14 protein-coding genes are annotated in these 13,480 nt (G+C 52.0%); 5 read left to right on the top strand and 9 right to left on the bottom strand.

From position 1 onward, the window contains the following. Nucleotides 1-14 precede the first annotated feature (14 nt). Entirely contained in the window at nucleotides 15-713 is a 699-nt protein-coding gene (locus O9139_RS32270) for a response regulator transcription factor (RefSeq protein WP_270885850.1), read from the top strand. Here the strand turns inward: O9139_RS32270 and O9139_RS32275 are convergent. Then, the gene (locus O9139_RS32275) at nucleotides 707-1,567 is read right to left on the bottom strand and encodes a YitT family protein (protein ID WP_270886019.1); all 861 of its coding nucleotides are present in this window, start codon (nucleotides 1,565-1,567) and stop codon (nucleotides 707-709) included. The genes O9139_RS32270 and O9139_RS32275 overlap by 7 nt on opposite strands. Before the next feature lie 286 nt (nucleotides 1,568-1,853). On the opposite strand from O9139_RS32275, the gene O9139_RS32280 reads away from it, so the two are divergent. Then, nucleotides 1,854-3,965, top strand: coding sequence for an LTA synthase family protein (locus O9139_RS32280; RefSeq protein ID WP_270885851.1), 2,112 nt, complete (start codon nucleotides 1,854-1,856; stop codon nucleotides 3,963-3,965). Between the two features lie 750 nt (nucleotides 3,966-4,715). Here the strand turns inward: O9139_RS32280 and O9139_RS32285 are convergent. Together O9139_RS32285 and O9139_RS32290 are read right to left on the bottom strand one after the other, a co-directional pair. Beyond that, a complete protein-coding gene (locus O9139_RS32285) occupies nucleotides 4,716-5,738 on the bottom strand; it encodes a Gfo/Idh/MocA family protein (protein WP_270885852.1) in 1,023 nt (340 codons plus the stop codon). A gap of 27 nt (nucleotides 5,739-5,765) precedes the next feature. Beyond that, complete coding sequence (locus O9139_RS32290; RefSeq protein WP_270885853.1) at nucleotides 5,766-6,542, bottom strand: sugar phosphate isomerase/epimerase family protein; 777 nt, start codon at nucleotides 6,540-6,542, stop codon at nucleotides 5,766-5,768. Between the two features lie 112 nt (nucleotides 6,543-6,654). Here O9139_RS32290 and O9139_RS32295 point away from each other — a divergent pair, with 112 nt between their 5' ends. Then, nucleotides 6,655-7,446 (top strand): helix-turn-helix domain-containing protein, encoded by a 792-nt coding sequence (locus tag O9139_RS32295; protein WP_270885854.1) that lies wholly within the window; start codon nucleotides 6,655-6,657, stop codon nucleotides 7,444-7,446. 42 nt (nucleotides 7,447-7,488) lie between these two features. On the opposite strand, the gene O9139_RS32300 is transcribed toward O9139_RS32295, so the two are convergent. After that, nucleotides 7,489-8,115, bottom strand: a complete 627-nt coding sequence (locus tag O9139_RS32300; RefSeq protein WP_270885855.1) for a LysE family translocator — start codon at nucleotides 8,113-8,115, stop codon at nucleotides 7,489-7,491. A 393-nt stretch (nucleotides 8,116-8,508) separates the two neighbouring features. On the opposite strand from O9139_RS32300, the gene O9139_RS32305 reads away from it, so the two are divergent. Continuing rightward, entirely contained in the window at nucleotides 8,509-8,736 is a 228-nt protein-coding gene (locus O9139_RS32305) for a 3-dehydroquinate dehydratase (RefSeq protein WP_270885856.1), read from the top strand. A gap of 52 nt (nucleotides 8,737-8,788) precedes the next feature. On the opposite strand, the gene O9139_RS32310 is transcribed toward O9139_RS32305, so the two are convergent. Together O9139_RS32310 and fosB are read right to left on the bottom strand one after the other, a co-directional pair. Further along, nucleotides 8,789-9,301 (bottom strand): DinB family protein, encoded by a 513-nt coding sequence (locus O9139_RS32310; RefSeq protein ID WP_270885857.1) that lies wholly within the window; start codon nucleotides 9,299-9,301, stop codon nucleotides 8,789-8,791. A gap of 174 nt (nucleotides 9,302-9,475) precedes the next feature. After that, on the bottom strand, nucleotides 9,476-9,931 hold the full coding sequence (fosB, locus tag O9139_RS32315) for a metallothiol transferase FosB (RefSeq protein WP_270886020.1): 456 nt from the start codon (nucleotides 9,929-9,931) through the stop codon (nucleotides 9,476-9,478). A gap of 155 nt (nucleotides 9,932-10,086) precedes the next feature. Between fosB and O9139_RS32320 the strand changes: the two genes are divergently transcribed. Further along, nucleotides 10,087-10,281 carry a hypothetical protein gene (locus tag O9139_RS32320; protein WP_270885858.1) on the top strand — a complete coding sequence of 65 codons (195 nt, stop codon included), beginning with the start codon at nucleotides 10,087-10,089 and terminating at the stop codon, nucleotides 10,279-10,281. Between the two features lie 429 nt (nucleotides 10,282-10,710). Here O9139_RS32320 and O9139_RS32325 read toward each other — a convergent pair whose 3' ends face one another. The 3 genes from O9139_RS32325 to O9139_RS32335 are packed head-to-tail and all read right to left on the bottom strand — an operon-like array spanning nucleotide 10,711 to nucleotide 13,465. After that, entirely contained in the window at nucleotides 10,711-10,998 is a 288-nt protein-coding gene (locus O9139_RS32325; RefSeq protein ID WP_270885859.1) for a ferredoxin family protein, read from the bottom strand. Then, nucleotides 10,995-12,305 (bottom strand): FAD-dependent oxidoreductase, encoded by a 1,311-nt coding sequence (locus O9139_RS32330; RefSeq protein WP_270885860.1) that lies wholly within the window; start codon nucleotides 12,303-12,305, stop codon nucleotides 10,995-10,997. Before O9139_RS32330 ends, O9139_RS32325 begins: the two co-directional genes overlap by 4 nt. Further along, nucleotides 12,302-13,465: an electron transfer flavoprotein subunit alpha/FixB family protein gene (locus O9139_RS32335; protein WP_270885861.1), complete on the bottom strand. Its 1,164-nt coding sequence runs from the start codon at nucleotides 13,463-13,465 to the stop codon at nucleotides 12,302-12,304. Before O9139_RS32335 ends, O9139_RS32330 begins: the two co-directional genes overlap by 4 nt. Nucleotides 13,466-13,480: the final 15 nt, after the last annotated feature.

The raw sequence follows: 13,480 nt of genomic DNA on the forward strand, positions 1-13,480 counted from the left end.
GGGGAGCAACATAGATGGAACCGATTCGAATTGTCATCGTTGAAGATGATCTTGATTGGCTGCGCGGCCTCACATCCTATTTGCGCCGGCAGAGCGATTTTCAGATTACCGCGACAGCTTCCACCGCCGAAGAAGCGATGGAGCTTTTTCGCGGAGAACCGCTTGCCGATGTTGTGCTTATGGATATTATGCTTGATGACAAGCCGGCGGGCATTCATTTGGCAGAGCAAGCACTGCTGGCGTGGGGCGTCAAAGTGATTATGCTGACATCCATGGAGGAAAAAGAATTGATCTTTCAATCCTTTCAAGCCGGGGCAATTGATTATCAAATTAAATCGCAATATGAAGTGCTGCCGGTTGTCATCCGGGCGGCGCATGCGCGCAAGTCGTCCATCAACGCCGCGGTCGCCGAGCAAATGCGCGAGGAATTCCGCCGTCTGAAGAAGCTGGAACACGCTTTTAAAGTCAAAGAAGTTAAAGAATTGATCACACCTACGGAGCTGCAGGTGCTGGAGATGATCGATCAGGGGCATACGCAAACGGAGATTGCCAATAAATTCTTTATTTCATTGCGTACAGTCAAAATTCATGTCGGGCATATTTTAAAGAAGCTCGGCAGTGCAAACAGCAAAGACGCGGCAAAAAAAGTCAGGGAGCTCGGCCTGTTCGAACAGGAACGGCAATCCGGCGCGCCTTCTGACCAAGATCAGTGAATGTCCCGTTTGCTGAATCTTCCGCCCTTCACGTCGTGGATGTTGCCCACTGCCAGGAATGCGGCAGGATCAAGCTCTTCCACGATGGACTTCAGTTTCGCCTCCTCCAAGCGGGTAATGACGCAGAAGATCACCTTTTTTGAATCTCCGGAGAACCCGCCCTCGCCTTCCAAATAAGTGACTCCGCGGCCTAGACGGTCGAGAATCGCCTCACCTATGGGCCGAAAACGGTCGCTGATGATCCATACCGATTTGGATTCATCAAAGCCCTCGATGGTCACATCAATCATTTTATAAGCGATAAAATAGGCAATGAGCGAATACATCGCACGATCCCAAGTGTACACAAATCCGGCGCTGCCAAGAATAAATACGTTGAAGAACATAATGATTTCGCCTACAGAAAAAGGAAGCTTCTTGGCCGCGAGAATGGCGACGATCTCGGTCCCGTCCAGCGATCCTCCGGAGCGGATGACGATCCCTACGCCGATTCCAAGAATGATCCCGCCGAATACAGCCGCAAGCAGCGGGTCGATCGTGATGGGCGGCACCGGATGCAGCAGCGCTGTGCCCACCGACAACACAAGAATGGCGAATAGCGTAGAGAAGGCGAACGTTTTCCCGATCATTTTATATCCGATATACAAGAACGGAAGGTTGAGCAGCGTCAGCCAGATGCCCAATTGACTATCTGTAATATATGACAATATAATTGAAATCCCCGTAATGCCGCCATCAATAATTTTGTTCGGCACCAAAAAAATTTCCAGTCCAACGGACATCAGCGCCGCACCGAAAAATAAAAATAAGGTCCGCCGCAGCAAGGCGCTTTTCGTCATCTTTTTGTGCTGCATGCGGAATACGCCTCTTCGTTGAAACTTCGTTTGCGGATTGGCCATTCATCATCTCCTCCTCTTCGCTTACGCAAAAATATTTCCTTACTTTCTTCGAGTTTCAGACAGTATTTTCCTGCCTGCCTCAACGGTCTACCCGTAACAAAAATATATGCGACAAAACCGCCTTTATCCGCATAAAAAATGTAAGAAGAGAGATCTCAAACCATCGAATAAAATCGTTTGCCGTGATATAATGTCTGATATCCTTTACAATAACTAAATATTTTTTACTTATGGAGACACTATGAGAAATAAACTCATTCCCGCATGGCGGTTTGTCCGTCAATGGTCACCGCTATTGCTTGCCGCTCTAATTCCTTTGCTCATTATGGAAATTTTGAGCCGCGGCCGTTATTTGGAGATGCTGACCTGGAGTGTGAGCCACGTTCTGGAGCTTATTTTCAACGGGTCCATCCTCCTTGGATTCATGCTGCTGCTGATGGCAGCGATCGGCCGCACCCGCATCGCTTACTGGGTGATTTCCGCTATTTTTATCATTTTTGCACTCATTAGTGGCGTTAAGCTGAAGATTTTAGGAGTTCCTTTGACACCTTGGGATCTGATGGTTGCCGGCGAAGGAACGGACATGGTCAAATATGTCACCAATATTTTGAACGCCCGCACTTTAGTTGCCTTGCTGTTATTTATCGGTGCCAGCTACGTTCTCTTCTACCGGACCACGTGGATTGCCAAGCGGTTTGCCAAAAAAGAACGCATCATCATGGCTGCTGCCGGTGTCATTATGCTTGCTGCTGTCTACACGGACAAACCGCTGCCTGTGCAGAGATGGGCGCATATTCAAGCTGAGACCTGGAATCAGGCTGACAACACCCAATCCAACGGCTTTGCGCTCGCTACCTTTTTGAACACAAAAGCGATGTTCGGCGGCGGACATCCCGGGTATGATGACAAGGCGATTGAGACGATCGTCAGCCAAACGCCGAAACCGGAGAAAGCTGGTGCATCGCTTGGCGACATCAAGCCGAACGTCATTGTGATCTTGAGCGAAGCTTTTTGGGATCCGACTTTGATCCAAAGTGTACAGTTCAGCCGCGATCCGATTCCTTTCTTTCACAAGCTGCAACGGGAAGGAACAGGCGGATGGATGCTGTCACCGCAATATGGCGGGGGGACGGCCAACGTCGAATTTGAAGTGTTGACGGGGAATTCCATGCGTTTCTTGCCGCAGGGCTCCGTTGCTTACAACCAGTACATTAACGGTGAGGTCGATTCCTTGGCCAGCATCTATGCGAGACAGGGGTACACGTCTACGGCGATCAGCCCTTTTTACAACTGGTATTTTAACAGTAAAAAAGTGTATGAGGATTTTGGATTTTCCAAATATATTCCAATTGAATATTTCAAACCGAATTATGAAGGCCCTTATATCGCTGACAGCGAAGTGGCCGCCAATATCATCAAGTCAACGAGCCAGAGCAATGGACCTGATTTTGTGTTCGCCAACACGATGGAAAATCACTTTCATTTCTACCCTGGCAAGTTCCCGAAAAATACGATCGACGTTACAGGCAATGTAGCTCCTTCTTCCATCGGCATGCTGGAGACGTTGGCGCAGGGCATCAGTGCTGCGGATAATATGCTGAAGGAACTGGTCGAGCATTATCAACAAAGCGGCGAGCCGACGATTATCGCTTTCTGGGGCGATCACCTACCCGCACTTGGTGACGATTATGCCACTTATATCGATACCAAATATATTAGCGGCAAAGATGATCCGGACTTTCTGAAAAAGATGTACAGCGTTCCACTGGTCGTTTGGAACAATTTTGACACGTCTCATAAAGATTCGCTGAACATTAGTCCATCGTTCTTAGGCCCTTATTTGATCGATTTGTCCAGACAGCACGGCAGCTATTACACCGATTATTTGCAGCAGCTTTCGAAAAAAGTACCGGTCATCCCGCCTCAGGATCATTTTGCGGAGATGCACGTCAAAGCTGACGATCTCAAGGACTATGAGACGCTCCAATATGATATCTTGTTCGGGGATCGCCATGCGTACAAGGATTATACAACGCCGATTATCGACCCTCATTACCGGCTTGGTTATGGGCCGATCACGATTGCCGGCGTTGTGCCTGATACGCAGGATTTATCCGGCCGCAGCAGCGTAACGCTGAAAATTACCGGCGAAAACTTGCCGCCGCTTGCTTATGCGACGCTGAACGGCGAGCAGCTCCCGACCACTTGGGTCGATGAGCACACCGCTACGGCCGTCGTAGAAGGCGACCGCCTGAAGTCGGGCATCTGGGACATTCAGATGAACGTCAAAGATTCTAAGGACGATGTCATCGGCAAGTCCAACACATGGCCCGTCGAGATCGGCGGGCGATAAAAGAATAGCGATCCCTCGGCTGAGCCCAGCGAGGGTGGGAATGGCCCTTAGCGGACGATGTGCTTCCGCTAAGGGCTTTTTTGCGCTAGCGGCGGGGCGCTGAACGCCTAACAGCGCCTCACCGTAGCAGACTCTAGTTTCCAGGCCGATTTTGCCCACTTAGACATACGCCCCAAAAGCCCCAGCAATTGGGCAAAACCGGACTGCAGCTTGAGTTTCCGGCCGACTGAGCCCCAATCGTGAGGGCGTTGGGTACCGGGCAAGCTCTGTAGTTCGGAAAAAACCAATTGCGTGAGGCTGTAGCGCGTATTTGATCGCTCTAGTCCGGTTTTGCCGAACTACAGGCACCTTTTTCGCTCAAACGCGTAGAAAGTGCCCTGCAATTGGGCAAAACCGGATTGCAGCATCCCCGACGCGCATGATCCCTTATTCAATTGGGAAAATCCGGACTACAGCGACGTAACTCCTGTACCGCCGACTAGCTGCTCTCACGCAAACCCAACACAACCGCCAAACTAGCTACTTTCAAACTTGCCCACCAAACACGAACATCGGATCGCTAGGACAAACGTCTCGGGCTTAAACGCGCTTCACGACGCTAACGCCCCCTTCACGGCGTTCCCCTCAGCTTTTAGCGTTGTACAACAACGCTAAAAGCTCCCTTGCCCCCGCCGCACGGCGCGCCAAAGCAAAAAAAGCTGCCCCAAAGCCATCTACGATGACTTTGGGGCAGCCTCCTATACGCTGTGACTAGGACAGCGGTACGATTCTACCCGTTGCCTGCGATTCGAATGCAGCCAAGATGACGTTCAGGGAACGCATTCCCTCTTCACCGGAAATACGCGGCGCTTGGCCTGCGGCAATGCTGCCGATGAATTCGTCGATGACGCCGCTGCTCACTTGTTTCTCGTTCGTGGAGATGGTACCGACTTTGTACTTCTCCACAGTGCCGTCGCGCAGCTCAACGATCACTTGGTCGTCCGGATGCGTACCGATCTTCATCACGCCGTTCTCACACCACAGTACGGTCGAGTTGTCCTCGCCTTTGTAGTACGTCCAGCTGGCAACGAGGGAACCGATCGCGCCGCTCTTCATGCGCAGCACGCAAGTCGCGTTGTCGTCCACTTGTGTGCCTTCTTTGTGAAGCGTGCCAACAAAAGCGGCCACTTCCGAAACTTCATCGCTTAGCAGCCAGCGGATCAAGTCGGATTTATGTACGCCGAGGTCACCCATGGCGCCCATGATCGCTTCTTCCTTACGGAAGAACCAGCTGTCACGACCGTCAATACTCCAGCGCTCCGGACCCGGATGACCGAAGGACGTGCGGAATGTCAGCACACGGCCCAATTTGCCGCTGTCCAAAATTTCTTTCGCCTTCACATGTGGAGGCATCAGACGCTGGTTGTGGCCAACCATCAGGAAAACGCCGTTCTTTTTCGCCGCGGCAATCATAGCTTCCGCTTCTTCTGTCGTCGAAGCCATCGGCTTCTCAACGAGCACATGTGCGCCGGCATTCGCTGCGGCAATCGATACTTCCGCATGCAGATAGTTCGGCGTGCAGACGCTGACAGCGTCCACTTTTTCATTTGCAAGCATTTCCGTATAGCTGCTGTAAGCTTTACCGCCGTGAGTCTGCGCGTAGTGCTCAGCTCTTTCGATAACCGGATCGACGAAAGCAACAAGCTCTACGTTCGGATTCCAACTGTATTCTGGAATGTGACGATGTTTGGCAATCGAGCCGCAGCCAACGACGGCAACTTTAATTTTACTCATGGTTATTCGATCTCCTTAATCCCTATATTACGAACGAACGTTCGTGTAATGTTCTTTTACCCAGTTCAAGCTGTTCTCCACACTTGTAAGCGGCGGTTTCTGGCAGTGATCCTGTTCCACCACAAGCCATTCTGCACCTGCCTGCTCTGCAGCCACGATCACTTTCTCTAAATCGACGTTGCCAAGGCCGAGCTCCAACGTAATGATTTTGCCTTCTTCATCTTTGCTGAAATCTTTAAAATGAACAAGCGGCAAACGGCCTGCGTATTTCGCGATATAAGCAAGCGGATCTTGCCCAGCGAATTGTACCCAGCACACGTCCATTTCAACGTTGATCGCGCCTTCGCCTGTTTTGGCATACATGGCGTCGAATACGAATTCTTCCCCGATCTTGGCATGGAATTCGAAATCATGGTTGTGATACAGGAATTGCAAACCTTGCTTCTTCGCTTCCACAGCAATCTCTTCACAAGTTGCAATAATTTGCTGCCATTGCTCAACCGTTTGACGCTCATCCGGCATCACGTAAGGACAAATGATATATTTCGCACCGATTGTGCGCAGATAGTCGATTTCGCCTTGCAGGTTGTTGCGGAGATTCGCCAAGCTCACATGGCTGCCGATTGCTTTCAGGCCAATTTCATCCAGCAGCTGCTTCAGCTGTTCCGCCGGCATGCCGTAGTAACCGGCAAACTCAACACCCTCATATCCAAGTTTCGCCACATGACGAAGAGTGCCTTCCATATCGTTAGCCATATCGTCTCTTAGCGTATACAATTGCAAACCAATTCCAATACGAGCCATTTCCTCATCTCCCTAATTTGCGAATATAGCTTTATTATAAGTCTCCTAGCCTAGCCTGACCATTCACGATATAATTGAAACATCTCCTATTTGGCTACGAAAGGTGGACGTCATGGAATCCGAACTCTTAACATGCGGCTACTCCTTCCATATGGAAAAGTTCACAGTCAGTACGAAAAGCGGACTCACTTCTTATCTTTTTCGTCTGCAAACCGAAGGCACCAGCGAAGCGTTGGTGAACGGAAAGCTGCAGCGCATCGAAGCCGGCGACCTGCTTCTCTACCAGCCCGGCGATCCCTACGAGCTGCACATCGAAGAGCAGGCCGACGGCAAAATCGCCAGCGGTGACTATTATTTATTCTGTAAAGGCGACTGGATCGACGACTGGTGGCGACGCGGCGCCAAGCCTACATACAGCCGCATCGATCTCGATCCACGGCTGATCTCGCTTTGGCGCCAGCTCATTCTGGAGAAGCGCAGAATGGAGGAAGAAAACCGCGAGCTCAGCGGCTATTTGCTGCAAGCGCTCTGTCTGTATGTGGAGCGGGCGGCCACGGAGACCGTCTCCCTGCAAGGGCGTCCGTTCACCGGCACGCGGATGAAACGGTTTATTGAAGCGCACGCGACAGCGACGTTCAAAATCGAAGACGTGGCCGCCCACGTCGGATTAAGCGTTTCGCGCGCCGTGCATCTTTTCAAGGAATGCTTCGACAAAACGATGATGCAGTATGCCCTCGAGGTGCGGCTCGCCAGCGCCGTCGAACGCATGCACGACAGCTCGATGTCGCTGGAGCAGATCGCTCTAAGCTGCGGTTTCGGCAGCTACCCTTATTTTCACCGCGCGTTCAAGTTGAAGTTCGGTGTCTCCCCCAAGCTGTTTCGGCAGCAGGCGAATCAGGAATGACAAAAAGGGTAACCTTCCGGTTACCCTCCCTTGCTGTGCTGCTCACGGCTTGACTGCGCGTAGCAATTTGATACCGAGGGCGATGAAGATTACCCCGGTTATTTTGTTTAAATACTTCGCCATGGCGCCAGAGCGCAGCCGCCGTGAGGCCAAATCCGTACCGATGACCACAAGCGTACACCAAAGCGTACCTGTCGTAATGAAGGTCAAGCCCAGAATTAAAAATGGCAGCGCGCCATACGTATTATCCACAGAAACGAACTGCGGCAAAAAGGCTAAATAAAACAAAGCTACTTTCGGATTCAGCAGGTTCGTGAGGAAGCCTTGCATATAAATTTTGCGGTTCGCCGTCCGCCCCATCTCCTTCACACCCGCCGCAGCGGATTTCGCACGAAGCGCTTTAATCCCCATGTAGAACAGATAAGCTGCCCCAAGCCATTTGATAAGCTGAAAAGCAACAACCGATTTCATCAGAATGAGCGAAAGCCCGAATGCCGCAAGAACCGTGTGGACGACAGCGCCGCTAATGATCCCGAATACGGACATCATCCCCGCTCCTTTACCTTGAGCCAAGCTTCTGCCCAAAATGTACAATGTGTCGCTGCCAGGCGTAATATTCAACACCAGTCCCGAAATTAAAAACACGAAATAATGATCAATTCCCAGCATGTCATCTACACTCCTCTCTATATGTATTTCATTACGATATCATAGGCTCCGAATGTTGGTAAGGTTTTCTTTTTACTTGCCGCCAGTCTGGACGTTTTTTTGAACCAATTGCGATGTCAAGGCGTCTAACTACGTGTTGGATATTAAATGGGAAAAAAGTTGAGTCGCATTGCAGGAAAACTTTGCTTATAATGAAACATTTTTAACCTCTTGCCCGTAATAATAATTGAACCCGAGAATTCCGTACATAGCCGACGGCAATGCTTGAATATTCGTTAGAATTGAATAGCAAATCTATCTATTTGTAGGAAAATTGTAAAACTATTTTAATGTTAGATTAATAAAACTTTATTATGCTACATCTATATCCAATTCTTAGGATGGTGACCTGAAATGAAAATGTTTATTACGATTCACAACAAAACCGTGCCCGTATACTCCGATGAGAAAAATAAAAAGAAATTCAATCTCTTGAAATCCGCGCTTGAAGCGAAAGTTACGAAGGGCCGGGCAACACTGAAGAAATGTTTGGATTCGATCATCAGTATTGAAATTGTCGGCTGCGAAGCCATTTTACACTCGTTGAACGAGCGCGACTCCCTCGCCTTATCACTCTATTAATCTAGTAAAAGCAAGAACGCCATCCCGTACGGATGAGCGTTCTTTTTTTAACCTATAGATATCTTTCTTTGACGATATTCAAATGATGCTGGGAATGGCCGGCAATAATATAGGCGAGAGACCGCGCTGTAACGTCTCTGCCGCTCACATTCCCCTCGCGCAGCCATGCAGATGCGGGGATGGTGTGCAGCAGGCTGATCGAAGCTTGGCGCACAGCTTGGAAATCTGCAAGCAGTGTAGCCAATGTAAAATCGCCTAACGATCCATTCTCGATCAGGACGTCCTGATCGAAGCCGGGCAGCGGCGTCGTATCGCCTCGCGCAATGCGCATGAGCCGGTAACTCATCACCCGCTCGGTGTCTGTAATATGACCGAGCACTTCCTTAAGGCTCCATTTCCCCTCGGCATAGCGGTGGTCGCTCTGCGCCTCCGTCACTTGCGTGAACAGAGCTGCAATCTCTTCCCCTTGGCGCTGTAAAAATGTGAAGATCTCTTCATTCTGTACGGTGCTGATATAGCCTGCAAAAAAAGGCGCGTACTCATGACTTTCCGGTCGCTGCAGCATCTTCATCCACCCTCCCAATCATAAAATTAGTTCTATCATACATGAACTTGGAATGATTTGGAATCCACCTTTTTTAAAGCCGACAAATTACGAATACCAGTCCCCTCGTTACGATAGATGATAGAATAGATTTTCAACAACTTTACGCACAATCTAGCAGTGGGGACAGCAGCTTTATTTATGTTCAGTTTTGTGAGGCGGCTCGTCATCTGGATAAAATGTCATGTGCGGCATCTCTTCCTTATAATAGCGCAACCTATCCGCCAAAGTGCCCGTATGAAACTCAAATTTGTGGCCGTCGGGGTCGGTAAAATAGATGGACAGTGCGTCTTGTTCGCTGCGCGGTCGGCCTGGCAGAACGTTCACTTGCAATTGCGTTAATCGCTCCAATTGCTGCTCATAATCTTCCTCTTTGATGGTGAACGCCATATGGGTGTAGGACTGATGAATTTCGCTGCGCGGAATATCCGCCTCCACGTTCAAAGCCAGCCAAAGTCCGTCCAAATCAAAATAGGCGAGTTTCCGGCCTTTAACCAGCAGCTTGGCGCCGAACACTTCCTGATAAAAGCGAATCGATCTCTCCAGATCGGATACGGAAAATAATAGATGATTGATACCTTGCAGCTTCATCATTTCACTGGCTCCTTTTGTGATGAGGTAAATGTTGGATGGATCCAGTATAGCATGTTTGCCGCTTTGCGCCCCTGCCTCCTGTTTGAATTCTCCAACCGAATGAAGGTATCATAGGGAAATAGTCTCGAACCAACAGCAGTGAGGTGCAAATCATGAGAACAGAAAGTCAAATCAAGCGCAAATTGAACGAGCTGCAGCAGCAGCAACAAGCGCTGCAAACGCGTAAAGAAGCGGCGGGCAGCGATGCCGAGCGCGATGCGTTGAATGCCCAGCTTGAGCGGCTCGGCGATATGATCGACATGCTGGAGTGGGTGTTGAATGCACCCATCGGCAGCTATCACGTTTAGCATGGATCCGGCCCGGCGGGGCTGCAGCGGTTGAGAGCAGTTACTCTGGTGATGACGCCGGGGTTGCGGGAGTAGCTTCTATGGTGATAATGCTGGAGTTACCAAGAGTAGCTAGGCTGGTGCTTGCCAGTACCCCAGGCAGCTTGCTGTAGTCCGGTTTTGCGGAACTACAGCGGGCGTTTGGCTGCGTTTGACCACTGTAGTCCGATTTTGCCCAATTGCAGCAGCCATTACTGGGTATAACCCTTGGCTTTGCGGCTCTAAGCGGGCAAAATCGGATTATAGGCGCGAAGTCGGCACGTTAGGCCGCTGTAAATGGGCGTTTCCTGACTACACGATCAGAAGCTGCTCACCAAGCCCACATCATCGCAGATAAAAAGGATCCACAGCCGCTCGCGGCCGTGGATCCTTTTGCGGCTTAAGCAGCGCTTAGCCGAATTTGTACGTGATGCCATGGCCGCCCTTCGGGTACACCCAGTCGATGTTGTGCGACGGGCAGGCGATGCGGCACGTGCCGCACTCGATACAGTTTTCGAAAGCGACTGTGGTGATTTTCAGCTTCTTTTCCCACTCGTATACGTCTGACGGGCAAAAGTAGTTGCAATCCTTGGTCGTGCAGCTCAAGCAGGTTTGCGCATCCTTAATAATCAAATGCGACTTGTCGTCACATTTGTAGCGAATGGTGAACAGTTTCTCTGAGACGTCCGTCTTGCTCATCCGTTCATCGCCCTCCATCCTTTATAGCCCAGCTTCATGAGGTTCATCGTGCCTCCGGCCGCATCCTTGATGAGCTGGACAGCCATTTTTTGTTTATCCGCCTTCGACTCCCCGTTCACAAGGAACATATTATACGCCGCTTCATTCAACGCTCTCGGCAGCTTATCGAACAGCAGCTCAGGGTCCTGCTCCTTCAAGAACTGATGCATGCCTTTGTATTTCTTCAAATCTTTGTGCACAAACGATTCGCGGATCTTCTGATCATAAGCCCGCAGCGAGGCCGCTGAGAAATCACCGCGCGCCTTGGCCTCGACGATCGCTTCGCCCGCTAAGCGGCCTGACGTCATCGCCAGATTCGTGCCCTCACGATGCACAAAGTTCACGAGCTGCGCCGCATCGCCGCAGACGCACCAGCCGTCGCCGGAGAGCGGCGGAATCGAATGAAAACCGCCTTCGGGTATCAGATGCCCCGAATACTCCTTCGTCTCTCCGCCTTGAATCAACTTGCGAATCATCGGATGCTGCTTCACCGCGTCAAGAACCGCATAAGGCTTCACCTTTTTATCGCGCAGGTGATTCACCATGACCCCGACACCAAGTGAAATCGTTTCTTTATTCGTATACAAAAAGCCCATGCCGGCCATGCCCAAGGACGTTTCGCCCATGAATTCGATGGTCACGCCTTCGTCGCCCTCAAGGCCGAACCGATCCTCGATTTTCTCCTTCGGAAGCGCTATCACCTCTTTGACAGCCAAGGAAACCTCATCCGGCTGCCACTCGCGGTGAATGCCCATCGCTTTGCCGAGCAAAGAGTTGACGCCATCGGCAATGACCACAACGTCGGCATACAGATCGCCGTCCTCCCGGTCCGTGCGGACGCCGACGACCCGGTTCCCTTCGCGAATCACATCCAGCGCGACCGTTTCATAGATCGGCAAGGCGCCTGCCGCCACCGCTTTATCCGCGAACCATTGGTCGAATTTTACCCGCAGCCCGGTAAAGCAGTTATAAGGTTCCTTGTACGCTTCATTGCGGTGGCCGAAAGTCACCATCGACTCCTTGCCCATCATCCAGACGCGCTGCTCCACAATGTAGCGTTCCATCGGGAAATTCTTTTCTTTCCAAAACTCCGGTACCAGTTCCTCGATTTGCTTGCGGTACAGCACACCGCCAAAAATATTTTTGGCGCCGGGGAACTCCCCGCGCTCCAGCAGCACAACTGACAAACCGCCTCGTGCCATCGTTAAAGCTGCCGCCGCTCCGGCTGGACCGCCGCCGACGACGATCGCGTCAAACTTTTCGTTCATCTGGCTTCACTCCTCTCCCGTGCGGCGATATCGATATCCTGCGAGTCGGATCCTACGGCTTCACCTTCAGCTCCCGCAGCTGGGCTGTCTGCACCTGGCAGCGGCATGCCGAACACCGTGCGGCGCTTTTTGATCTCTGCGGTGATCGCCGGCACAATCTTAAATAAATCGCCGACGATGCCGTAATGGGCGAATTGAAAAATCGGCGCCTTTTCATCCTTATTGATCGCCACGACCACATCGGCGTTGCTCATGCCCACTGTATGCTGGACGGCGCCAGAGATGCCGATGGCGAAGTACAGCTTCGGGCGCACCGTCGCGCCGGTCTGGCCGACCTGGTGCTCGTGCCCGATCCAGCCTGCGTCGACCGCCGCCCGCGACGCGCCCACGACGCCGCCGAGCGCTTCCGCCAGCTCGGCGAGCGGCGCAAAGCCGTCGGGTCCGCCCAGCCCGCGGCCCCCGGAGACGATAATCTCGGCTTCCTCGAGATTAATCTTGCCCGTTTCGCGCAGGAAGTCGAGCACCTGCGCGGCAATCTCTTCCTCGCGCATCCCGGCCTCGATGCGCACAATCTCGCCCGTGCGCGCCGTGTCCTTCGGCAGCGCCTGGAACACGCCGGCGCGCGCAGTCGCCATCTGCGGCCGGTACTGCTTACAGAGGATGGTGGCCATCATCTTCTCGGAAAAAGCCGGTCGGCTGGCCAGCAGCAGCCGTGAAGGCGGCGGCTCGACGTCCAGCTGCGTCGTGTCCGCCGTCAAGCCTGTCGGCAGATGCGTCGCTATCGCACCTGCCAGGTCGCGGCCCGTAGCGGTCGCGCCGAACAGCACGATCTCGGGCTTCGCTTCCTCGATCAGCTGCAGGCATACCCGGCTGTACGGCCGGGTCCGATACGTGCTCAGCTCCGGAGCTTCGCAGAGATACACCCGGTCCGCGCCGTAATGCACGGCTTCCTCGGCGAGATGAGCGACACCGTCGCCGATCACGAGCGCCATGAGCGGCGCTTCCAGCTTCTGCGCCAGCTTCTTTCCTTCGCCCAGCAGCTGCCAGGAAACATTCTTTGCTTCACCGTCGCGCTGCTCGACTACAATGAGTACACCGCGATATGCGGACCAGTCCGGCATGCTGGCATCGGTTTGTTCGGTTGACTTATCGCTTACCATGCTTCGTCCACCTTT

Source organism: Paenibacillus aestuarii (genome assembly GCF_027789125.1).
GTDB classification, from domain to species: domain Bacteria; phylum Bacillota; class Bacilli; order Paenibacillales; family NBRC-103111; genus Paenibacillus_E; species Paenibacillus_E aestuarii.